Source organism: Paraburkholderia fungorum (assembly GCF_003610895.1).
In the GTDB taxonomy this organism is placed as follows: domain Bacteria; phylum Pseudomonadota; class Gammaproteobacteria; order Burkholderiales; family Burkholderiaceae; genus Paraburkholderia; species Paraburkholderia fungorum_B.
In genome coordinates this window covers 1-21,965 of sequence record NZ_MCAS01000035.1, presented here as the reverse complement: position 1 = coordinate 21,965, position 21,965 = coordinate 1, and the positions used below count along the sequence as shown (strand labels likewise).

Annotated in this window: 16 protein-coding genes and 1 rRNA gene; 2 read left to right on the top strand and 15 right to left on the bottom strand. The window is 61.9% G+C overall.

Going from position 1 to position 21,965, the window contains the following annotated elements:
* From murC to coq7, 12 genes are all read right to left on the bottom strand, one after another.
* Positions 1 to 1,404: a UDP-N-acetylmuramate--L-alanine ligase gene (gene murC / locus BCY88_RS28340; protein WP_120347488.1), complete on the bottom strand. Its 1,404-nt coding sequence runs from the start codon at positions 1,402 to 1,404 to the stop codon at positions 1 to 3.
* Complete coding sequence (murG, locus tag BCY88_RS28335; protein ID WP_120347487.1) at positions 1,401 to 2,519, bottom strand: undecaprenyldiphospho-muramoylpentapeptide beta-N-acetylglucosaminyltransferase; 1,119 nt, start codon at positions 2,517 to 2,519, stop codon at positions 1,401 to 1,403. Before murG ends, murC begins: the two co-directional genes overlap by 4 nt.
* Before the next feature lie 121 nt (positions 2,520 to 2,640).
* Positions 2,641 to 3,912 (bottom strand): putative lipid II flippase FtsW, encoded by a 1,272-nt coding sequence (gene ftsW / locus BCY88_RS28330; protein ID WP_120347486.1) that lies wholly within the window; start codon positions 3,910 to 3,912, stop codon positions 2,641 to 2,643.
* On the bottom strand, positions 3,909 to 5,423 hold the full coding sequence (gene murD, locus BCY88_RS28325) for a UDP-N-acetylmuramoyl-L-alanine--D-glutamate ligase (RefSeq protein WP_120347485.1): 1,515 nt from the start codon (positions 5,421 to 5,423) through the stop codon (positions 3,909 to 3,911). The genes ftsW and murD overlap by 4 nt, the downstream gene beginning before the upstream one ends.
* A gap of 23 nt (positions 5,424 to 5,446) precedes the next feature.
* Complete coding sequence (gene mraY / locus BCY88_RS28320) at positions 5,447 to 6,616, bottom strand: phospho-N-acetylmuramoyl-pentapeptide-transferase (protein WP_120347484.1); 1,170 nt, start codon at positions 6,614 to 6,616, stop codon at positions 5,447 to 5,449.
* A 17-nt stretch (positions 6,617 to 6,633) separates the two neighbouring features.
* Positions 6,634 to 8,061 carry a UDP-N-acetylmuramoyl-tripeptide--D-alanyl-D-alanine ligase gene (locus tag BCY88_RS28315; protein ID WP_259461539.1) on the bottom strand — a complete coding sequence of 476 codons (1,428 nt, stop codon included), beginning with the start codon at positions 8,059 to 8,061 and terminating at the stop codon, positions 6,634 to 6,636.
* Entirely contained in the window at positions 8,058 to 9,605 is a 1,548-nt protein-coding gene (locus BCY88_RS28310) for a UDP-N-acetylmuramoyl-L-alanyl-D-glutamate--2,6-diaminopimelate ligase (RefSeq protein ID WP_120347482.1), read from the bottom strand. Before BCY88_RS28310 ends, BCY88_RS28315 begins: the two co-directional genes overlap by 4 nt.
* Positions 9,602 to 11,467, bottom strand: a complete 1,866-nt coding sequence (locus BCY88_RS28305) for a peptidoglycan D,D-transpeptidase FtsI family protein (protein WP_120347481.1) — start codon at positions 11,465 to 11,467, stop codon at positions 9,602 to 9,604. Before BCY88_RS28305 ends, BCY88_RS28310 begins: the two co-directional genes overlap by 4 nt.
* Positions 11,464 to 11,814: a cell division protein FtsL gene (gene ftsL / locus BCY88_RS28300; RefSeq protein WP_120347480.1), complete on the bottom strand. Its 351-nt coding sequence runs from the start codon at positions 11,812 to 11,814 to the stop codon at positions 11,464 to 11,466. The genes BCY88_RS28305 and ftsL overlap by 4 nt, the downstream gene beginning before the upstream one ends.
* On the bottom strand, positions 11,811 to 12,764 hold the full coding sequence (gene rsmH / locus BCY88_RS28295; protein ID WP_120347479.1) for a 16S rRNA (cytosine(1402)-N(4))-methyltransferase RsmH: 954 nt from the start codon (positions 12,762 to 12,764) through the stop codon (positions 11,811 to 11,813). Before rsmH ends, ftsL begins: the two co-directional genes overlap by 4 nt.
* 15 nt (positions 12,765 to 12,779) lie before the next feature.
* Positions 12,780 to 13,208 (bottom strand): division/cell wall cluster transcriptional repressor MraZ, encoded by a 429-nt coding sequence (mraZ, locus tag BCY88_RS28290; protein WP_120347478.1) that lies wholly within the window; start codon positions 13,206 to 13,208, stop codon positions 12,780 to 12,782.
* A 519-nt stretch (positions 13,209 to 13,727) separates the two neighbouring features.
* Entirely contained in the window at positions 13,728 to 14,360 is a 633-nt protein-coding gene (gene coq7, locus BCY88_RS28285; protein ID WP_120347477.1) for a 2-polyprenyl-3-methyl-6-methoxy-1,4-benzoquinone monooxygenase, read from the bottom strand.
* A gap of 302 nt (positions 14,361 to 14,662) precedes the next feature.
* Here coq7 and BCY88_RS28280 point away from each other — a divergent pair, with 302 nt between their 5' ends.
* Complete coding sequence (locus BCY88_RS28280; RefSeq protein WP_120347476.1) at positions 14,663 to 15,838, top strand: porin; 1,176 nt, start codon at positions 14,663 to 14,665, stop codon at positions 15,836 to 15,838.
* 227 nt (positions 15,839 to 16,065) lie between these two features.
* Here the strand turns inward: BCY88_RS28280 and BCY88_RS28275 are convergent, their stop codons facing one another.
* Positions 16,066 to 17,739, bottom strand: a complete 1,674-nt coding sequence (locus BCY88_RS28275) for a long-chain fatty acid--CoA ligase (protein WP_120347475.1) — start codon at positions 17,737 to 17,739, stop codon at positions 16,066 to 16,068.
* Positions 17,740 to 17,886: 147 nt separating this feature from the next.
* Positions 17,887 to 19,965, bottom strand: a complete 2,079-nt coding sequence (locus BCY88_RS28270) for a molybdopterin-containing oxidoreductase family protein (protein WP_120347474.1) — start codon at positions 19,963 to 19,965, stop codon at positions 17,887 to 17,889.
* Between the two features lie 178 nt (positions 19,966 to 20,143).
* Between BCY88_RS28270 and BCY88_RS28265 the strand changes: the two genes are divergently transcribed.
* Entirely contained in the window at positions 20,144 to 21,340 is a 1,197-nt protein-coding gene (locus BCY88_RS28265; protein ID WP_120347473.1) for a M20 aminoacylase family protein, read from the top strand.
* Positions 21,341 to 21,730: 390 nt separating this feature from the next.
* Here the strand turns inward: BCY88_RS28265 and rrf are convergent.
* Positions 21,731 to 21,843, bottom strand: a 5S ribosomal RNA gene (rrf, locus tag BCY88_RS28260).
* Between the last annotated feature and the right edge of the window lie 122 nt (positions 21,844 to 21,965).

The following is a 21,965-nucleotide window of genomic DNA, read 5'->3' as shown; positions in this document are numbered from 1 at the left end:
TCACACCTTCGTCTCTTGTGCGAGGCGACCCGGCACACCGCCGATCGAACCCGCGCCCATCGTGATCACCACATCGCCGTCGCGCACCACTGCTGAGAGCGCGTCCGGCACTTCGTCCACCGACTCGACAAACACCGGTTCGACCTTGCCCGCCACGCGCAGCGCACGCGCCAGAGCGCGGCCGTCCGCGGCGACGATCGGCGCTTCACCGGCCGAATAGACTTCGGTCAGCACGAGCGCGTCGACGGTCGACAACACCTTCACAAAATCTTCGAAACAATCGCGCGTGCGCGTGAAACGGTGCGGCTGGAAGGCCAGCACCAGACGCCGCCCCGGAAACGCGCCACGTGCGGCCGCCACCGTTGCCGCCATTTCGACGGGGTGATGACCGTAATCGTCGACCAGCGTGTACGCGCCGGCGGCTTTTCCTTCCGACACGACCGGCACTTCGCCGTAGCGCTGGAAGCGTCGGCCCACGCCGTTGAAATCCGCCAGCGCTCGCTGGATATCGGCATCTTTCACTTCAAGTTCAGTCGCAATCGCGATGGCGGCCAGCGCGTTCTGCACGTTGTGCTCGCCTGGCAGGTTCAAAACGATGTCGATCGGCGCCGCGTCTTCGCGCATTGCCGTGAAATGCATCTTGCCGCCACGTGCTTCGACGTTGACCGCGCGAACCTGAGCATCCGGCGCGAAGCCGTAGCGGATGATCGGCTTGGACACGAACGGCAGGATTTCCTTCACGTTCGGATCGTCGACGCACAACACCGCGATTCCATAGAACGGCAAACGATGCGTGAATTCGATGAACGCCTGCTTGAGCCGGGCGAAATCGTGCCCGTAGGTGTCCATGTGATCGGCATCGATGTTCGTGATGACTTCGATCACCGGGAACAGATTCAGGAACGACGCATCCGACTCGTCCGCCTCGGCGACGATGAAGTCGCCCGTTCCCAGACGCGCATTCGCGCCCGCGCTGATCAGGCGCCCGCCGATGACGAACGTCGGATCGAGGCCGCCCGCCGCGAGCACGCTTGCCACCAGCGAGGTGGTCGTGGTCTTGCCGTGCGTGCCGGCAATCGCGATGCCCTGCTTCAGGCGCATCAGTTCCGCGAGCATCACGGCGCGCGGCACGATCGGGATGCGGCGATGACGCGCGGCCAGCACTTCCGGGTTGTCGCTGCGCACCGCGGTGGAAACCACCACCGCATTCGCGCCTTCGATGTTCTCCGCCGCGTGACCGATCGCGATCCGTGCGCCGAGTGCGGCCAGGCGATCGGTGATTGCGTTGCTCGTCAGATCCGAGCCGCTCACCTGATAGCCGAGATTGACCAGCACCTCCGCGATACCGCTCATGCCGACACCGCCGATGCCGACAAAGTGAATATGTTTGACGATGTGTTTCATTGCTTTCCTTCTGGGCTCGCGCCCGAAATCGAACCCGCCACAGTCGCGCAAATCTTTGCGACCTGTTCCGTGGCGTCGGGTTTCGCGAGCGAGCGCGAACGCTCCGCCATCTCCGCGAGGGTCTCTCGCGTCTGGCTGCGCAACCAGTCGGCGAGTTGCTGCGCCGACAGATCGCGTTGCTGCACGACCAGCGCCGCGCCGTTATCGGCGAGGAACGCTGCATTAGTGGTTTGGTGATCGTCTACTGCAAACGGGAACGGCACGAAGAACGCCGCCACCCCAACTGCTGCAATCTCCGACACGGTCATCGCGCCCGAACGGCAGATCACCAGATCCGCGTTCGCGTACGCGCTCGTCATGTCGTCGATGAAAGGCACGAGCTCTACATCGGCGCCTGCTTGCAGGCCCGCCGCCGCGTAGTTCTCACGCAGCGCTTCAATATGCTTGGCGCCCGCCTGATGCACGATGCGCGGACGCTCATTCGGCGCCAGCAGCGCAACCGCGCGCGGCACCACTTCATTCAACGCCGCCGCGCCCAGACTGCCGCCCACCACCAGCACATTCAGCGGACCGCTGCGCGCTGCGTAGCGTGCTTTGGGTGCAATTGCGCGCGCAAGTTCCGCACGAATCGGGTTTCCGGTCCATTCGCCGTGCGGCAGCGCATTCGGAAACGCAACCAGCACGCGTTTGGCGACTTTTGCGAGCACCTTGTTGGCGAGACCCGCAATCGAATTCTGTTCATGCAGCACCAGCGGACGGCCACTCATCGCGGTCATCAAACCCGCCGGGAATGTGATGTAGCCGCCCATGCCAAGCACGACGTCGGGCTTCACGCGCCGCAACACGCTCAGACTTTGCGAGCAGGCGCGCAGCAGATTGAGCGGCAACATCAGCTTGGTCTTCAGACCCTTGCCACGCAGTCCGCCAAAGCGCACGTACTCCATCGGGATGCCGTGTTTCGGCACCAGGGTAGCTTCCATGCCGGCGGGATTGCCGAGCCAGACGACCTTCCAGCCCCACGCCTGCATCAGGTGCGCGACCGCGAGCCCCGGGAACACATGTCCCCCGGTGCCACCGGCCATCACCATCAGCGTGCGTTGCGGGAGAGCGGTCATACTTTGCCCCCACGCATGAGCATGAACGGGAATTCGTTTTGGCTCCGGCCGCTGCGCTTAACTTCGCGCGCTTTGCGCACGAAGTTAGCCTTCGCCGAAATCGTGTGCTGCTGCATGGGGGTCATACCTTCCCCCCACGCATCAGCACACGATTTTCATAATCCACGCGCATCAACACCGCCACCGCCACGCAGTTCAGCAAAATGCCCGAGCCGCCATAGCTCACGAGCGGCAACGTCAAACCCTTGGTCGGCAGCAGCCCGAGGTTCACACCCATGTTGATGAAGGTCTGGGCGCCGAACCAGATGCCGATACCCTTCGCGACCAGCCCCGCAAAGGTGCGGTCGAGGGCCAGCGCCTGACGGCCGATCTCGAACGAGCGGCGCACGATCCAGTAGAACATCAAGATCACGACAAGCACGCCGACAAAACCGAGTTCCTCACCGATCACCGCCAGGATGAAGTCGGTATGCGCTTCCGGCAAATAGTTGAGTTTCTCGACACTTCCGCCGAGCCCCACGCCAAACCATTCGCCGCGCCCGAACGCGATCAGCGAGTGCGTCAATTGGTAAGCCTTGCCCTGCGCGTAACGGTCGTCCCACGGATCGAGGTAAGCGAAGATCCGCTCACGCCGCCACGGCGACGCCCACACCAGCAAGCTGAACGTGCCGACCGCGGTAGCCACCAGGCCGCCGAACAGTTTGCCGTTCACGCCGCCGAGGAACAGCACGCCCATCGCGATCGCGGCGATCACCATGAACGCACCCATGTCCGGCTCGAGAAGCAGCAACGCACCGACGAGACCCACCGCCACCGCCATCGGCAGAAAGCCCTTGGCGAAGCTGTGCATGTACTCCTGCTTGCGCACCGTGTAGTTCGCCGCGTAAATCGTCACGGCCAGCTTCATGATTTCCGACGGTTGCATGTTCGTGATGCCGAGCGGAATCCAGCGGCGCGCGCCGTTCACACCCTTGCCGACGTGCGGGATCAGCACGATCACGAGCGCCGCCAGCGAAATCAGGAAGAGCTTCGGCGCGTATTTATCCCACGTCGAAATCGGGATGCGGAACGACACGACACCGATCACCGAGCCCATCACCACAAAAATGATCTGACGCACGAGGAATGCATAGTCGCGGTACGACGCGTACTTCGGCGAATCGGGCATCGCGATCGAAGCCGAATACACCATCACGACACCCAGCCCAAGCAAGGCGACCACCACCCACAGCAACGAGTGATCGTAGTCGAGCATGCGCGAGCGCAGCGGACGCACGCCGTTCACGGCGCTCGCAAGACCGCTGCGACCCGAGGTGCGAGGCGCGCTACCCGTATCGTCACTACCGGCACGTGAGCCGGCGAGGCGCGAACCGAAGCGTTCCGACCAGCTCATATCATCGTCCCCCGTTCAGCCGCGATGTCTTCCACCGTGTCGCGGAACACGGCCGCGCGATGTGCGTAGCCCTTGAACATGTCGAAGCTTGCGCAGGCGGGCGACAGCAGCACCGCATCCCCTGGCTGCGCCAACGCAGTGGCGGCCCGTGTCGCTTCTTCGAGCGTAGCGTGGTCGGTCATTGCAATGCCGGTATCTTCCAGCGCGGCGCGAATCTGCGGTGCGTCCCGGCCGATCAGCATCACAGCGCGGCACCAGCGCATCACCGGTGCGGCGAGGGGTTCGAAGTCCTGCCCCTTGCCGTCACCGCCGGCGATCAGCACCGCGCGTTGCGCGAGACCGTCGAGTGCGGCAACCGTCGCACCGACATTGGTGCCCTTGCTGTCGTCGACGTAATCGACACCTTCGATCGACGCGATCAATTCCACGCGATGCGGCTCGCCATGGTATTCACGCAAACCGTGCAGAAGCGGCGCGCCAGGCAGACCGATCGCACGGGCCAAGGCATACGCGGCCAATGCGTTGGCGGCGTTGTGCAGGCCGCGAATGCGCAGCGCGTCCGCCGGCATCAGGCGTTTGAGCGCGATGTTCTTCGGCGCCGCCACTTCGTTCTTGCGACGGCGCGTCGGCGCAGGTTCGTCGCTCACGTCGCGATCATGCGCTTCGACCAGCCAGATCATGCCGTTGTCGCGCAACAGGCCATAGTCGCCGTCGTTCTTCGGTTCGGTGACGCCGAAGGTGATCATCGCGGCATCGCTATCGGCCGAAGGCGTCAGCGCCATCACCCGCGAGTCGTCGCGGTTCAGCACGCGCACGGTGTGTGTACCAAAGATGCGGCCCTTCGCTGCGGCGTACGCATCAAGGCCACCATGCCAATCCAGGTGATCCTGTGTGATGTTCAGCACGACCGCTGCGTCTGGGGAAAACGTGTGCGCGGTTTCCAGCTGGAAGCTCGACAGTTCCAGCACCCACACGTCGGGCAACGCCGTGTTGTCGATCGCTTCGCTGAGTTTGTCCAGCGCGGCGGGACTAATGTTGCCCGCCACCGCGACCTTCTTGCCGGCGCGTTCGCACAGCAAGCCAGTGAGGCTCGTCGTCGTGGTCTTGCCGTTGGTGCCGGTAATCGCGATCACCTTGGGCGCATAACCGCTTTCGCCAAGTGTCTTCAATGCCTGCGCGAAGAATTCGAGTTCGCCCCATACGGGGATGTCCTGCTCACGCGCCGCCGAGATCAGCGGCAGCAGATCGGCGGCAAGCGGCGACAAACCCGGGCTGATCGCCACGATTTCGACGCCTTCGAGCAACGAAAGCGAGAACGGGCCGCCGACGAACTCCGCATCGACGCCATGCGCTTGCATCGCGGACAGGTTCGGCGGTACTTCGCGCGTATCGGCCACACGCAGCCGACAGCCGTGCCGCGCGCACCAGCGCGCCATCGCGAGACCGGATTCACCGAGTCCCAGCACGAGCACCATCGGCTTTTGCCGATCCCGAAACTTCTCGCCAAACATCGCCTGCTTCCCCTAAATACGACTTAACGCAACTTGAGCGTGGACAAACCGAACAGACACAGCATCAACGTGATGATCCAGAAGCGCACGACCACCTGCGTTTCCTTCCAGCCCGACAATTCAAAGTGGTGATGCAGCGGCGCCATCTTGAAGAGACGCCGCCCTTCGCCAAAGCGGCGCTTGGTGAACTTGAACCATGTCACCTGCAACATCACGGAAAGCGTTTCTGCGACAAAAATGCCGCCCATGATGAAAAGCACGATTTCCTGACGCACGATCACCGCGACCGTGCCGAGCGCGCCGCCAAGCGCCAGTGCGCCGACGTCGCCCATGAACATCTGCGCCGGGTGCGTGTTGAACCAGAGGAACGCGAGCCCTGCCCCGCCCATTGCCGAACAGAAGATCAGCAATTCTCCCGCACCGGCAATATGCGGGAACAGCAGATACTTCGAATAGACCGAGCTACCCATCACATAGGCGAACACGCCGAGCGATGCGCCGACCAGCACGACCGGCATGATGACAAGACCGTCGAGACCGTCCGTGAGATTCACCGCGTTACTCGCGCCGACGATCACCAGATACGTCAGGACGATGAAGCCCCATACGCCGAGCGGATAGCTGATCGATTTGACGAACGGCAGCATCAGGTCGGCGCGCGCCGGCAAGCCCATCGACAAGCCGCTGCGCACCCACGCCATGAACAGGTCGAACACGCGCACGTTGCTCGCTTCGGACACGCTGAAGGCGAGATACACCGCCGCGAACAGCCCGATCACCGACTGCCAGAAATACTTTTCACGCGACGACATCCCGCGCGGGTCTTTGTAGACCACCTTGCGGTAATCGTCGACCCAGCCGATCACGCCGAAACCGAACGTGACCAGCATCACGATCCAGATGAAGCGGTTGGTCAGATCGGCCCACAATAACGTCGACACCGCAATGCCAAGCAGAATCAGTACGCCACCCATGGTCGGCGTACCGGATTTGACGAGGTGGCTTTGCGGACCGTCTTTACGAACGGCCTGACCGACCTTCATCGCGGTCAGCTTGCGGATCACCGCCGGGCCGCAGACGAGCCCGATCAGCAGCGCGGTGATGGTGGCCATCACCGCACGGAATGTCAGATAACTGAACACGCGCAAGAAGCTTGCGTCATTCTGCAGCCATTGCGCCAGCGCCAGTAGCATGCTTCGGTCCTTCTAGTTCAATGTGCGGCGGGCGCATTGCCCGCTGCGTTGGGTTGTGGACTCGTTACGGCGTCCACCACGCGCTCCATTTGCATGAAGCGCGAGCCTTTCACGAGAAGCGTTGCAGCGGAGCCGAAACCGGCTTGCTGCAATTGCGCGACCAGCGTGCCGATGTCGGTCGCGTGATGCGCGCCCGCGCCATACGCGCTGCAGGCGTCGCGCGAGGCGTCGCCCATGGCGTATAGCGCGTCGATACCGCGTTCCTTTGCGTAGGCACCGATTTCGCGGTGAAACGCCGGGCCGTTGTCGCCAACTTCACCCATGTCGCCCATCACCAGCACGCGCGGCGATTCGCGCGACGCGAGCACGTCGATGGCCGCGCGCATCGAATCGGGATTCGCGTTGTAGGTGTCGTCGATCACGGTTGCACCGGCGAGTGTGCCGAGCGCCGCGCGCTTCACCTGCAAACGGCCTTTCACGGCGCCGAACGATTCGAGGCCGCGCCTGATCGCCTCGAGCGGCACGCCTGCGGCAAGCGCGGCCGACGTCGCGGCCAACGCGTTGTGCGCGTTGTGGTCGCCGAGCACTTGCAGCGTGACCTCGATGTGGCCTTCCGGCGTGTCGATGCTCAACACGTTGCCTTCGAACGTGCCCGTTACCGCGGCTTCAGTCGCGCGCCCGGCGTTATTCAAGGCGAAATCGACGATGCGGTTGCCGGTTGCGGCGACGCGCCAGATGCTCGCGTAAGCGTCGGCGGCGGGGAATACTGCGACGCCTTCCGGCGTCAGCGCGTGAATCACGCTGGCATGTTCGAGCGCCACGGCTTCGACCGTCGCCATGAATTCCTGATGCTCGCGCTGCGCGTTGTTCACCACCGCGACCGTCGGCTCCGCAATTTTTGCGAGCAGCGAGGTCTCGCCCGGATGGTTCATGCCGAGTTCGACGACCGCCAGTTGATGCGCGGCGTGCAGACGAAACAGCGTCAGCGGCAAGCCGATATCGTTGTTGAAGTTGCCGGCGGTCGCGAGGCGTGCGTCGGCGCCGACCGCCGCGGCGAAGATCGACGCGATCATTTCCTTGACCGTTGTCTTGCCATTGCTGCCCGTCACAGCGACGAGCGGCATGCTGAAATTGCGCCGCCAGCCGCGTGCAAGTGCGCCGAGCGCGACACGCGTATCGGCTACCCGCAATGCGGGCACATGCCAGTTGTCAGGTGTGCGCGTCAGCAGCGCCGCCGTCACGTTGCGCGATGCGACTTCCGGGAGGAAATCGTGCGCGTCGAAACGCTCACCCTTGATCGCCACGAACAGGTCGCCCGGGCCGGCACTGCGGCTGTCGGTCGAGACGCGTTCGAAGCTTACGTTATCGTCGCCCAGCACGATTGCACCGGGAATCAGCGCGGCGGCTTCACGCAGCGAGAACATCGCAGTACGCCCCCCGGTCATTCGCCACCTCCGCGTACATGCGTCGCCCGTGCGGCAAGCGCAAGGCGAGCGTGATCCTGATCGGAGAAAGCGCGTTTCTTACCCATGATTTCCTGTGTTGCTTCGTGCCCCTTGCCGGCCAGCACAATGACGTCTTCGCGCGCGGCGCCGCGGATCGCTTGCAGGATCGCGCTTGCGCGGTCCTCGATGCGACGCGCCTTCGCCGCCTCTTTCATGCCCGCGGCGATCTGCTCGATGATCGATTGCGGATCTTCGCTGCGCGGGTTGTCGCTGGTCACAACGACACCGTCTGCCAGTTTCTCGGCGATCGCGCCCATCAGAGGACGTTTGGTCGCGTCACGGTCGCCGCCGCAGCCGAACATGCAGATCAGTTCGCCACCGCGCGCGGCTGCCATTGGACGCAGCGCTTCCAGGGTCTTTTCCAGCGCATCCGGCGTGTGCGCGTAATCGATCACGACGAGCGGCTCGTCGTTCTGCAAGCGGCCGCCGAGACGTTGCATGCGGCCATTGACCGGCTCGAGCTTCGCCAGTTCGGCAAGCGCGGCTTCGAAAGGCACCTCGGCGGCAAGCAACGCGCCGAGTACGCCGAGCAGATTGCTGACGTTGAATGCGCCGAGCGTTTGCACTTCGACTTCAGCATTGCCCCAGTCTGATGTGACCAGATGAAACGCAGTGCCGGTCGCGGTAGCGCGCACATTCGATGCGAGCAGCAACGCGTCGGCTTGCGGCGCGTCTTTGAGCGTTTCGTCGAGACCGTAGGCGATCGTGCGGGCATGGCCCTTCGTGCTCACGAGCAGACGGCGGCCGGCGGCATCGTCACGGTTGATCACCGCGGCGCGCAATTCCGGCCATGCGAATAGCCGCGCCTTGGCGGCTTCGTAGGCTTCGAACGTGCCGTGATAGTCGAGGTGGTCTTGCGTGAGATTCGTGAACACGGCGATGTCGAAGGCCGTGCCGTTCACGCGGCCTTGATGCAACGCGTGCGACGAGACTTCCATCGCCACCGCTTCAGCACCTGCGTCGCGCAGCTGCGCGAGACTGCGTTGCAGTTGCGGCGCGTCAGGCGTCGTAAAGCCGGTGTGCACGAGTTGCCCCGGCAGGCCCGTGCCGAGCGTGCCGATGATCGCGCAACGCTTGCCGAGCGCGGTGAGCGCCGCCGAAATCCATTGGCTGCACGACGTCTTGCCGTTGGTGCCAGTGATACCGACCGCCAGCATGCCGTCGCTCGGATCGTTGTACCAGGCGCTCGCAATCGAACCGGCAAGTTCATTCAACGCCGGCACGGCCAGCGTGGTGGACGGATCGATCGCGCCGCTAAAGCCTTCCGGCTGGACCAGCACGGCGGCTGCGCCACGCTCGATCGCACCGTCGATGAACGGGCGATTGTCCGCACCGTCGACCGCATAGGCGAAAAACGCGTCGCCAGCCGCGACCGTGCGCGTGTCGGCGTGCAGATGCGCGCCTGGCTGCACGCGCGCGCGCAGCCAGGTGAGTGCCTCGGCGATCTGCCGGTGCGCTGGATGCTTCTTGCGCAGCGCGCTCATCGCACAACTCCGGGATGGGTTTTCGCATTGGCGGCGATCGTCATCTTCTTCGCGCCGCCGCTGGTGGCGAGTTTCTTGACCACGGCGGGCGACGCCGGTGCGCTCGGCGCGACAGGCGCCGAATCGTCCGACACGACCATCTGCTTGACCGGCATATCCGGCGGCACGTTCAGCGAACGCAGCGTATCGCCGACGATCGCCGAGAACACCGGACCGGACACCTGACCGCCGAAGTGGCTACCCGCCGTCGGTTCGTCGACCGACACGGCGACGACGATGCGCGGATTCGGCATCGGCGCCATGCCGACGAACGAGGCGCGATACTTGGAATGGTCGTAACCGTGAGCGCCGTGCTTGTACGCGGTGCCGCTCTTGCCGCCGACGCGATAGCCCGGCACGGCCGCATCCGGCGACGTGCCGCCCGGCGCCGTCACGGTTTCGAGCATCGCGCGCACTTCTCGAGCCGTGGTGGGTGCGAAAATTTGCGGTCCCGTGGCCGGTTGATCGCCAGGCGTGCGGAAAATCGACACCGGCATAATCTCGCCGTCGTGCGCGATCGCGGTGTACGCACGGCCCAACTGGAACAGCGACACCGACAGACCGTAGCCGTACGACATGGTCGCCTGCTCGATGCGGCGCCAGCTCTTCCACGGACGCAGACGGCCCGCCGCCGCGCCCGGGAAGCCGACCTTCGGCGCCTGGCCGAGACCGATGCTGGTATACATATTCCACATCTCTTCGGGCTTAAGCTGCATGGCGATCTTCGTCGCGCCGATGTTGCTCGACTTCTGGATCACGCCGCCCACCGTCAGCACGCCGAACGCGCTGTCGTCGGTAATCGGCGCACCGTCGAGCACAAAACGACCGCCGCCTGTATCAACCAGTGTAGTCGGCGTCACGCGGTGCAGGTCGAGTGCGAGCGACACCGTGAACGGCTTCATGATCGAGCCCGGCTCGAACGTGTCCGTGAGAATGCGGTTGCGTAACTGGTCGCCCGTGAGGTGCGAACGGTCGTTCGGGTTGTAGGTCGGATAATTCACCAACGCGAGCACTTCGCCGGTCCGCACGTCGATCACCATCGCCGCGCCGGCCTTCGCCTTGAATTTCTCGACGGCCGCTTTCAGGTTCGTATAAGCGATGTACTGAATCTTGCTGTCGATCGAAAGATCGACGTCCTGCCCGTTATGCGGCACGACCTGTTCGTCCACATCCTCGATGATGTGGCCCATGCGGTCTTTGATCACACGGCGGCTGCCCGCCATGCCGGCGAGCAGCTTCTGGTCGCCGAGTTCGACGCCCTCCTGGCCTTCGTCTTCCACATTGGTGAAGCCGATCAGGTGAGCCGTGATCTCGCCTTCCGGGTAGAAGCGCTTGTACTCGTCGCGTGCGTAAATGCCGGGGATGTCCAGCGCGGTGACTTTCTCGGCGACGTCGACCGGCACCTGGCGCCTCACGTAGACGAAGTTCTTGTCCTCCGACAGCTTGGCGCGCAACTCCTTGTTCGTCATGCCGAGCAGCTTGCCGAGCTGGTTCAGCTTGTCGGCGCCGAGGTCATCCGGCACCGAATCGGGAATCGCCCAGATCGCGCGCACCGGCAGACTCGTGGCGAGCACGAGGCCGTTTCGGTCGAGAATCTTGCCGCGCGTGGCCGGCAGTTCGAGCCGGCGCTGATAGCGGATCTCACCCTGCTTCTGATAGAACGCGTTGCCCGGCCCCTGGATCCAGAAGGCGCGCGCGGTCAGCGCGACAAACGCCATGAACAGCATGAACACGACGAGTTTCGAGCGCCACATGGGCAGGCGCACCGACAGAATCGGGTTCGCCGAAAAGGCGACGCTTTTGCGAGTCGACGATTTTTTCATCGCACGCCTCCGCGGCGGGCCGCAGCCGGCGCCGAAGCCGGACCGGACGTCGGAATCGGTGCATCCTCAGCCTTGGCCGCGCCCGGGTCGAGCGTCAGGTACTGGGTGCGTCCGGTCGTAACCGATTGCATCTTCAGGGAATCAGTGGCGATCTGCTCGATGCGCGACGTCTTCGACAACGCGCTCTGCTGATATTGAAGCTGTGAGTAATCCTGCTGCAGTTGGCGCTCCTGCGATTGCGCGCGCTGCAGCTGGATAAAGATCTGACGCTGCTGATTGGTTGCGTTGACGACAGACAAAGCGCAGCCCATCACGATCATCAGCAGGAAGATATTGAGGCGGCTCATGGTGCGATCCGCTCCGCCACACGCATCACGGCAGAACGGGCGCGCGGGTTCGCGGCGACTTCAGCGTCGCTTGCGAACACGCGGCCGACGATTTTGAGCGGGGGACTCGGCAGATCGACTGCACGGATCGGCAGGCGGCGGTCCACCGCAGGCGTACTGGCGTGCGCCTGCATGAATCGCTTGACGATCCGGTCCTCGAGCGAATGAAAGCTGATGACCACCAGCCGCCCCCCTTGCTCCAACAGCGACAACGCTGCTTCTAAAACGACTTGCAACTCCGCAAGCTCTTGATTGATGTGAATCCGTATAGCTTGAAAGGTGCGGGTTGCCGGATCCTTGCCCTTCTCACGGGTCTTGACGACGTTAGCCACGATTTGGGCAAGCTCGCCCGTGCTGACGAGAGGCCCAAGACGGTCGGACTCTGCCCGGCGAGCAACAAGCGCCTTTGCAATCTGAAAAGCAAACCGTTCTTCCCCATAATCTCGTATCACCTCCGTCAGTTCCTGCACCGTGGCCCGCGCCAGCCAGTCAGCCGCAGACTCGCCGCGCGTCGGGTCCATCCGCATGTCGAGCGGGCCATCGGCGCGGAAACTGAAACCCCGCTCCGGATCGTCGACTTGCGGCGACGAGACGCCCAGATCCAGCAAAACACCCGACACCCGCCCTACTCCGCGCTCCGCAATCGCCTCGTTCAGCGAAGCAAAACTCTCGTGCACGATGCCAAAGCGCGGATCGGCAATCTGCTGCGCCGTGGCGATGGCGAGCGGGTCTTTGTCGAACGCAATCAGGCGCCCCGACTCACCCAGCTTCTCCAGCACCAGGCGGCTATGTCCGCCGCGCCCGAACGTACCGTCCACATAAACGCCGTCCGCGCGCGTGATCAACGCTTCGACCGCCTCTTCCAGCAGCACCGTGCGATGCTGCAATTCGTTTCCCATCGCAGGTGCCATATATGTAGTCCGCGATCAGAACGTGAAATTCTTTAACGCTTCGGGCATGCCCTCGGCGATCGCTGCCTGTTCCTTTGCTGCGTAAATTTGTGCGTCCCACAATTCAAAGTGCCGACCCATGCCGAGCAAGGTCAGTTCTTTTTCCAGCGAGCCGGCCGCGCGCAATTCGGGCGATACCAGCACGCGGCCCGCGCCGTCCATATCGACGTCCATGGCATTACCGAGAAAAATGCGCTTCCACCAGGCCGCGTTCATGGGCAGCTTGTCGACTTTGTCGCGGAAGATTTCCCATTCCGGGCGCGGAAAGAGCAACAGGCAGCCGTCCGGGTGCTTGGTGATCGTCACCCGGCCCTCTGCCTGTGTTTGCAGCGCATCCCGATAGCGAGAGGGAATCGACATCCGCCCTTTCGCATCGAGCGTCAGCGCCGACGCCCCTTGGAACACTTCGCTCTCCCCTGTCGGCCCGAGTTGGCGCTTTAGCGCTTACTCGGGCCCCATGCAGTCCACTGCGGTCGACCAGAGTTAGCGCTTTAGCGCTTTACTCCTGCCCCTTGCAACCTGGTTGCTAACGGTGTTTCTCCGCCGGCTGCCCGATTCGTGAAAATCTACCCCAAACTGCCAGTGAGATCACACAAAAATACACTTTCTCACACTGTCTCCCACTTTAGAGGAACGCTAAACAGGGGTCAAGGGAGATACGCGCTTTTCGAGCGAATTTTGTTTGTTAGAACAAGGACTTAGCGCGACTCTTTCATGTCAGACATAAAACGGAAAACCGTTATAAATGAATGAGCTAGTGAATCTTGTGAAGGTGATACGTGAAAAGTGCGAGGGAAAGGCGCGGAATGTAAGAGATCGTGAAGCGGGATCTGGAGGTGTTTGCTGGCGTTCCGGGTAATTCGGACGGACGGCGCACAAGGCGCCGTCCCACTCTCAGGCAATGCGTGAGCAGAGGTCTCGAATCTAGATGTAGTAGGCGGTGCGTGTCATGACTTTCGACACCGCACGCATCAGTGCACGCGCAGGAAACGGTAGCTCGATGCCGCCGGCATCCATAGCGGACTTGCCATGCTCGGCCTCGTCCACACGCATCTGTTCGACGATCGCGCGCGACTCGCGGTCGGCCGCGGGTAATTGATCCAGATGGCTATCAAGATGCTGTTCGACCTGGCGTTCGGTTTCAGCCATGAAGCCGAGACTCACCCGATCGCCCAGGCGACCTGCTGCGAGGCCGATTGCCAATGCGCCGGTATACCAGAGCGGGTTCAGCAGACTTGGACGCGAATCGAGCGCCTCGAGGCGTTTAGCGGTCCACGCCAGATGGTCCTCCTCCTCTATGGCAGCGTGATTAAACACGGCTCGCAAGGACGGTGAGCGGGTGGCGAGTTTCTGTGCCTGATAAAGCGCCTGGGCGCACACCTCACCGACGTGGTTCACGCGCATCAAGCCGGCCGAGTGCGCGCGCTCCGCCGGCGAAAGCTCGACCGGCTCCGCCGTCGATTCTTGCGGAACTGGCAACGGACGACTCATCCGCGACACGCCAGTCATTGAGCGTAAACCCCGATCAAACTCGCTAATCAACTCGTCCAGAAACATTCAGCACTCCCTGATTCGACAACCGCCCCGCCGTGCTGACGGGTCCGCGCGACAAGGCTTTGCGGGGCAAAACCGGCTTCACGAAGACCCTGAATCCAGACGATTCAGACGGCCAATTTATGATTTTAGACCATGTTGCGTAAACGAAACAGGAGCCGTCCTGGCCATCTCCTTTTTCTTTGTGCCATGTATGCCTTTTGTTACATTACGTGCAACTTCTCGCGAAGTTGGACAAGCAAGGCCTCAACGCTAGACAAATATTCGCCTTGTACAAAAGATTCGTAATCCTTGGAGATCATTCGATGAAAAAGTCGCTTCTCGCTCTCGCAGCACTGGGCGCATTCGCAGGCGTCGCACATGCTCAGAGCAGCGTGACCCTGTACGGTATCATTGACGAAGGCTTCAACATCAACACCAACTCGGCCGGCAAGCACCTGTACAACCTGTCCAGCGGCGTTATGCAAGGCTCGCGTTTCGGCCTGCGCGGCACGGAAGATCTGGGCGGCGGTCTGAAGGCAATCTTCGTGTTGGAAAACGGTTTTGACGTGAACACCGGCAAGCTGGGTCAAGGCGGCCTCATGTTCGGTCGTCAAGCTTACGTCGGCCTGTCGAGCCAGTTCGGTACGGTCACGCTGGGTCGTCAATACGACTCCGTGGTTGACTACGTTGGTCCGCTGGAAGCGGGCGACCAGTGGGGCGGCTACATCGCTGCTCACCCGGGCGACATCGACAACTTCAACAACGCGTACCGCACCAACAACACGGTCAAGTACACGAGCATCAACTACAACGGCCTGACGTTCGGCGGCACGTACAGCTTCGGCGGCATCGCAGGCAACGTCACGTCGAACCAGATCTGGTCGTTGGGCGCTGGCTACAACAACGGTCCGTTGGTCTTGGGCGTCGGCTACTTGAACGCGCGCACCCCGGCAGCATCGGGCGGCCTGTTCAACAACGGCGGCACGGCTTCGACGGCTGGCACGGCAGTCGCATCGCCGGTCTATGGCGCTTACACGTCGGCTAACACGTACCAGGTGATCGGTGCTGGTGGCGCATACACGTTCGGCGCAGCAACGGTTGGCCTGACGTACTCGAACATCCGTTTCGCAAACCTGGGCACGACGTTCTCGCAAGCAGCTGTCCGTGGTCAATCGGCTACGTTCAACAACGCGGAACTCAACTTCAAGTATCAGTTGACCCCGGCGTTGCTGGTTGGCGCAGCGTATGACTACACGCGCGGCGCGAGCATCCAGGGTGCGTCGACGGCTCAGTACCACCAAGGTTCGCTGGGCGTGGACTACTTCCTGTCCAAGCGTACCGACGTCTACGTGATTGGTGTGTACCAACACGCTCTGGGCCAAGTGCTGAACGCATCGGGCACGGGCACGACCGACGCAACGGCTGGCATCAACGGCCTGTCGGGTTCGTCGAACCAGAACCAACTCGCGGCTCGCGTCGGCATCCGCCACAAGTTCTAATAAGTCGTAAAAAAGCAGTCTGCCTCAAAGGCGCCTTCGGGCGCCTTTTTTTATGACCGCGCCGCGCATTGTTCTGGCTGGTTTTTGCACGGAACACGCTGGCTCAAAGAGAAAGGCCCGGCAGGTTTTCATCTGTCGGGCCTTTCTCTTTCTTCCTTTCGCCGGGTTAATTCGTACCGGCTCTATTCAGGCCGATGTGCGCCACACGATTAGTGCACTTACCGCCCTTAGGCCCGGCCATCGCGCAACTCGCGCCGCAGAATCTTGCCGACATTGCTCTTGGGCAGTTCAGTCCGGAATTCAACGACCTTCGGCCGCTTGTAACCAGTCAACTGCGTTTTGCAGTAAGCGAAGATGTCCGCATCAGTAAGGGCCTGGTCCTTCTTCACGATGAACAGCTTCACCGCTTCGCCTGAATGCTGATCCGGCACGCCAACCGCCGCGACTTCAAATACGCCCGGCATCTTGGCGACAACGTCTTCGATTTCATTCGGATAGACATTGAAACCCGAGACCAGAATCATGTCCTTCTTCCGGTCGACGATCTTGACGAAGCCATTTTCGTTCATCAGGCCGACATCACCTGACTTAAAGAAGCCATCTGGCGTCATAACCTTTGCGGTTTCGTCCGGACGGTTCCAGTAGCCCGCCATCACCTGCGGGCCACGAATGCAGATTTCGCCCGGCTGGCCGAGTGGCACCTCATTGCCTTCGTCGTCGCGAATCGAGATTTCGGTCGACGGCAGCGGCAAACCGATCGTGCCGCTATATTCCGTAACGGTCACCGGATTGCAGGTAACGCACGGCGAAGTCTCCGACAGACCGTAGCCCTCGATGATCGGCGTATGCGTCAGCTCGAACCAGCGCTTCGCCACGGCTTCCTGCACCGCCATGCCGCCGCCATTGGCTGCGATCAGCTTCGAAAAATCGAGCTTATGGAAGTCCGGGCTGTTGAGCATGGCGTTGTACAACGTGTTGACGGCCGGAATCGTGGTAATCGGATAGCCTTCCAGCGCCTTGATCATGCCCGGGATGTCGCGCGGATTCGGGATCAGCACGCCGAGGCCGCCGGTACGGATCGTTAGCAGTCCGCAAACCGTCAACGCGAAGACGTGATAAAGCGGCAACGCAACCACGGTGATGAACTGATCGATGTCCGTGCGATTGGCGCGAACCGGATCGAGCCAGATTTCCGACTGCAGCACATTGGCGATCAGGTTTCGATGCAGGAGCGTCGCGCCCTTGGCAACACCGGTCGTGCCCCCCGTGTACTGTAGAAATGCGACGTCGTCCGGGCCTTGTTGAACCGTCTTGAAATCCTTGCGGCCGCCCTCGGCGATCGCGGTGTTGAATTTGACGTGGCCTGGGAGACTCCACGCCGGCACCATCTTCTTCACCCGGCGCACAACGAAGTTCACGAGTGTGCCCTTCACGCCCATCAGATCGCCCATAGCGGCTACGACAATGTGCTTGACCGACGTATTACGCACGATCGCCTGCAGCGTCACGGCAAAGTTTTCGAGCAGAATGATCGCTTCCGCGCCGCTGTCCTTGAGCTGATGTTCGAGCTCCCGCGGGGTGTAGAGCGGATTCACATTCACCACCACGTAGCCCGCGCGCAAGATCGCGGCGATCGCGACAGGGTATTGCAGCACGTTTGGCATCATGATCGCGATGCGTGCACCGCGGGCAAGACCCTTCGACTGAAACCACGCGGCCAGTTTGCGGGAGAGCGCGTCGAGTTCGCCGTAGGTGATCTGCTTGCCCATGCACACGAACGCCGGTTTGGCACGGTGCTCGCGGAAAGCTTCTTCGAGCAGTTCGGCGACGGACGAATAGCGAGTCGGGTCAATCTCTGCGGGAACGCCGGGTGGATAAGATTTCAGCCAGATTTTGTCCATGCAGCGTCTCCTCCTTTATTTTCGAATGGTCGTGCTAAAAACGCATCGTAGCATGGGCATCCCTGTGCTATTCGCGAAAAGCGGCTGGGTTAGACTGCAGCCTCCAACCCATTGCAGGCCACAGCTGTTTGATTTTTGGGTGTGTTTTCAGACACGTTCGACTTCGACGAGACAGTCGTAGAACGTGGCCGATCCACCCAGGTCTGTGAGTGCCTGGCTGGTGACCTGGTTGGCGTTGCGGCCGTCGGGCGCGAGCTTCTTCCACCAGATCGACAAGCCGACCACGAGCCCTTCACGTGTCTTCTCGGTGACACGAGCGCGCGCCTGCATCGCGCCGCGATCGTTGAATATGCGCACCTGATCACCGTCCGTGATGCCGCGCTGCTGCGCGTCGGCCGGGTGGATGTCCAGATGCGGCTCACCTTCCGTCGAACGCAGGCTTTCGATGTTCACGAAGGTGCTGTTCAGGAAATTTCGGGCAGGCGGTGAGATCATTGCAAGCGGATAACGGGCAGCAAGCGCAGGCGCACCGTCGGCGGATTCGTAAGGCGGCAGATAGTCCGGCAGCGGATCGAGCCCCTGCTGCGCGAGGCGCTCGCTGAAGAATTCGCATTTGCCCGACGGCGTGCGAAAACCACCCTCGGCGAAAGGCGCGTCAGGCAGATTCAGCGCTGCCCAGCCGCTTTTCTTCAGCGACTCCCAAGTGACGCCTTCGAGCGTTTGGTCTTTCCAGCGGAACGCCAACTGCCCGATGGCGTCGTCGCTCTCGTAAAGCGCCGGCTCCTGCAGGCCCATGTGGCGCGCGAGGCCGCGAAAGATCTCCGTGTTCGGGCGGGCGTCGCCGACCGGCGCGATCGCGGGCAGGTTAACCATCACGTGCGTATGCCCGTACGACTTGTGCACATCGAGGTGCTCGAGCTGTGTCGTGGCAGGGAGAAGCAGATCGGCATAGTCCGCGGTGTCGGTCTGAAAATGCTCGAGCACGATCGTGAACAGGTCTTCGCGAGCAAAACCGGCGGCGACGCGTTCCGAGTCCGGCGCGACCGCCACCGGATTCGAGTTATAGACGACGATCGCTTCGACTTTCGGGCCGAAGGTCGCGTCGCCTGGGTGCAGCAATGCGTCGCCGATTGCGTTCATATTAACGACACGCGGCGCCTTGGCGGGCCAGCCCGGCATCAGATCGGGGCGCTGCAACGCATGTGAATCCACCGGCGCCCAGCCACCCGATGACAACAGGACGCCACCCGCCCGCTCGCGCCACGCGCCTGTCAGCGAAGGCAAACAGGCGATTGCGCGCACGGCGTTACCGCCGCCACGCACTCGCTGCAGACCATAGTTCATCCGGATCGCGGCTTTCCTCGTGCTGCCATAAAGGCGCGCAAGGTCGACGATCACTTGTTCGTCCACATCGCAAATCTGCGCGGCGCGCGAGGGCGGATAGCCGAGGGCGCGCGATTTGAGCTCGTCAAAACCGAGCGTATGAGCCGCGATGTAGGCCTGATCGAGCAGGTTTTCCGTGATTAATACGTTGATCATGCCAAGTGCTAAAGCACCGTCGGTTCCTGGCTTCAGGGCGATGTGCTGATGGCATTTTTCCGCCGTCAGCGACCGGTACGGGTCGATCGCGATCAGCCGTGCTCCGCGACGCTTGGCTTCCTGAGCGCGCGTCCAGAAATGCAGGTTCGAGGCGATGGGGTTTGAACCCCAGATCAGGATGACCTCGCTCTCGGCGAAAAACTCGGTAAGCATACCGAGGCTGGCACCGTAGGTGTATTTCAACCCCGCCGCACCGGCTGCCGCGCAAATCGTGCGGTCCAGTTGCGATGCGCCGAGTTTGTGAAAGAACCGTTGCGCAATGCTGTCCCCCTGAACCAGGCCCATCGTGCCGGCATAGCTGTACGGCACAATGGCTTCAGGCGTTCGGCTCGCGATCTCCGACAGGCGTGCCGCGGCCAGCTCGAACGCTTCATCCCAACTGATCGGCTCGAAACGGCCTTCGCCTTTGCGACCGACGCGCTTCATCGGCGTCGTCAACCGATGCGGATGGTGCACTCGCTCGGCATAGCGACTGACTTTCGTACACAGCGCGCCTTGAGTGGGAGGATGGTCGGGGTCCCCGACGACTTTGACCGCTCGTCCGTCGTCGACGATCACCCGCATCGCACAGGTGTCAGGGCAATCGTGCGGGCACACCGCGCGGGCGAATTCAGTAGGAGCATTCATCGGCGGTCCGTCCAGGAGAGCAGTAAGCGGTAAGACGACCCCGGATTTTATTACGTCCATTGCCCGTTGACCCGCCTAGTGCCGCCAAAAATGCCTTCGGCGTAGAATCAGGTATCAACGTGCCCGGGCGGTATAGCCCCGAGCGATTCCACGCAAAGCAAAGCACAAGCGCACTCCCATGAAACTGATCCCAGAAATCCAGGCCGCCCACGGCGAAATCCAGACCCTCCGACGAGCGATCCATGCACACCCCGAGCTTCGTTACGAAGAAACAGCAACCGCGGATCTGGTTGCCAGGACACTTGAATCCTGGGGCATTGAAACTCATCGCGGATTGGGTAAAACAGGCGTAGTCGGCATCCTGAAACGCGGCAACGGCACACGCTCGATTGGACTGCGCGCTGACATGGATGCGCTGCCGATCCAGGAGCTCAATACCTTCGGCCATCGCTCGCAGAACGACGGCAAAATGCACGCGTGCGGCCATGACGGGCATACCGCGATGCTGCTCGGCGCGGCGCGTCATCTGGTCAAGCACGGCGATTTTGATGGCACGATCGTATTTATCTTTCAGCCTGCGGAAGAAGGGGGTGCTGGCGCACAGGCGATGATCGATGACGGTCTGTTCACCAGATTTCCGGTCGACGCCGTTTTCGGAATCCACAACTGGCCAGGCATGCCGGCAGGCCACTTCGGCGTGACCGAAGGTCCGATCATGGCGTCCAGCAACGAGTTCCGTATTGAAATCAAGGGTGTGGGTTCGCATGCCGCGCTGCCTCACAACGGGCGTGACCCGGTTTTCACGGCGGTGCAGATTGCGAACGGACTGCAGGGCATCATCACGCGAAACAAGAAGCCGCTCGATACCGCGGTACTTTCGATCACTCAGATCCATGCCGGTGACGCTCTCAATGTGGTCCCCGACGATGCGTGGATCGCAGGCACTGTGCGGACTTTTACCACCGAAACGCTCGATCTGATTGAAACGCGCATGCGCAAGATCGCTGAGAGCACGGCCGAGGCTTACGATTGCTCAGTCGATATCCACTTTCACCGCAACTATCCGCCGACCATTAACAGTAGCGAAGAGACCCGTTTCGCTGCGATGGTCATGAAGGAAATTGTTGGCGACGAAAACGTCGATGATGCGGTCGAGCCGACCATGGGCGCCGAGGATTTTTCGTTCATGCTGCTGGCAAAACCTGGCTGTTACGCGTTTCTCGGTAATGGCGACGGTGGTCACCGGGACTCCGGACACGGCGCTGGGCCTTGCATGTTGCATAACGCGAGCTATGACTTCAACGACGAGCTATTGCCAGTTGGTTCGACGTTCTGGGTTCGGCTGGCGCAACGATTCTTGGCACAGGGGAAGTAAGGCGCTTGAGGGGTGGTCGATAGGTTATGGCCCCCCGCTGCATTTCCGCGCGCCTCAATACGCGGCGCGCTGCTAATGCGTCGGTCACCGGGGGCGCGTAGCTGGAGCTGAGAGGTTACGGCCTAGGAAAAGATGGTAGTGGAGAGTCGTGCCCGCATGCCGCGGATGTGGGCATGAGCTGACTTGTTACGAAGACGTTCTGCCCTGCCGCGTCTGCAGCGGGCGTAGCTGCGCCGGATCGAGGAAGTCCGGGCTGGTGCTGAGCTGACGGGGATTTACGAGAGTCGAGAGTCCCGTGCGATCGCACGATGGCAAAGTCCTGTGCTGTTTCTGGCCCGTAAACGCAGAAACCCCACCTTTTCGGGGTGGGGTTTCTGGTGCTGCTAGGGAGCCTGACGATTACCTACTTTCACACGGGAATCCGCACTATCATCGGCGTGGAGTCGTTTCACGGTCCTGTTCGGGATGGGAAGGGGTGGGACCGACTCGCTATGGTCATCAGGCATGACTTGTTGTCGTGCTGTCTTTGGGGGACAGCACAACCAATCTGGAAGAAGTAGTTTCTGGTGATGCTCACCAGAGGGAGATTCGGGGGTTGTGTTGTTTCTGGCACAACACTGATCTC

What these genes read in the sequence shown, in the direction of transcription:
- murC (WP_120347488.1), bottom strand. Translation starts at nt 1,404, where the DNA reads ATGAAACACATCGTCAAACATATTCACTTTGTCGGCATCGGCGGTGTC.
- murG (WP_120347487.1), bottom strand. Translation starts at nt 2,519, where the DNA reads ATGACCGCTCTCCCGCAACGCACGCTGATGGTGATGGCCGGTGGCACC.
- ftsW (WP_120347486.1), bottom strand. Translation starts at nt 3,912, where the DNA reads ATGAGCTGGTCGGAACGCTTCGGTTCGCGCCTCGCCGGCTCACGTGCC.
- murD (WP_120347485.1), bottom strand. Translation starts at nt 5,423, where the DNA reads ATGTTTGGCGAGAAGTTTCGGGATCGGCAAAAGCCGATGGTGCTCGTG.
- mraY (WP_120347484.1), bottom strand. Translation starts at nt 6,616, where the DNA reads ATGCTACTGGCGCTGGCGCAATGGCTGCAGAATGACGCAAGCTTCTTG.
- BCY88_RS28315 (WP_259461539.1), bottom strand. Translation starts at nt 8,061, where the DNA reads ATGACCGGGGGGCGTACTGCGATGTTCTCGCTGCGTGAAGCCGCCGCG.
- BCY88_RS28310 (WP_120347482.1), bottom strand. Translation starts at nt 9,605, where the DNA reads ATGAGCGCGCTGCGCAAGAAGCATCCAGCGCACCGGCAGATCGCCGAG.
- BCY88_RS28305 (WP_120347481.1), bottom strand. Translation starts at nt 11,467, where the DNA reads ATGAAAAAATCGTCGACTCGCAAAAGCGTCGCCTTTTCGGCGAACCCG.
- ftsL (WP_120347480.1), bottom strand. Translation starts at nt 11,814, where the DNA reads ATGAGCCGCCTCAATATCTTCCTGCTGATGATCGTGATGGGCTGCGCT.
- rsmH (WP_120347479.1), bottom strand. Translation starts at nt 12,764, where the DNA reads ATGGCACCTGCGATGGGAAACGAATTGCAGCATCGCACGGTGCTGCTG.
- coq7 (WP_120347477.1), bottom strand. Translation starts at nt 14,360, where the DNA reads ATGTTTCTGGACGAGTTGATTAGCGAGTTTGATCGGGGTTTACGCTCA.
- BCY88_RS28280 (WP_120347476.1), top strand. Translation starts at nt 14,663, where the DNA reads ATGAAAAAGTCGCTTCTCGCTCTCGCAGCACTGGGCGCATTCGCAGGC.
- BCY88_RS28275 (WP_120347475.1), bottom strand. Translation starts at nt 17,739, where the DNA reads ATGGACAAAATCTGGCTGAAATCTTATCCACCCGGCGTTCCCGCAGAG.
- BCY88_RS28270 (WP_120347474.1), bottom strand. Translation starts at nt 19,965, where the DNA reads ATGAATGCTCCTACTGAATTCGCCCGCGCGGTGTGCCCGCACGATTGC.
- BCY88_RS28265 (WP_120347473.1), top strand. Translation starts at nt 20,144, where the DNA reads ATGAAACTGATCCCAGAAATCCAGGCCGCCCACGGCGAAATCCAGACC.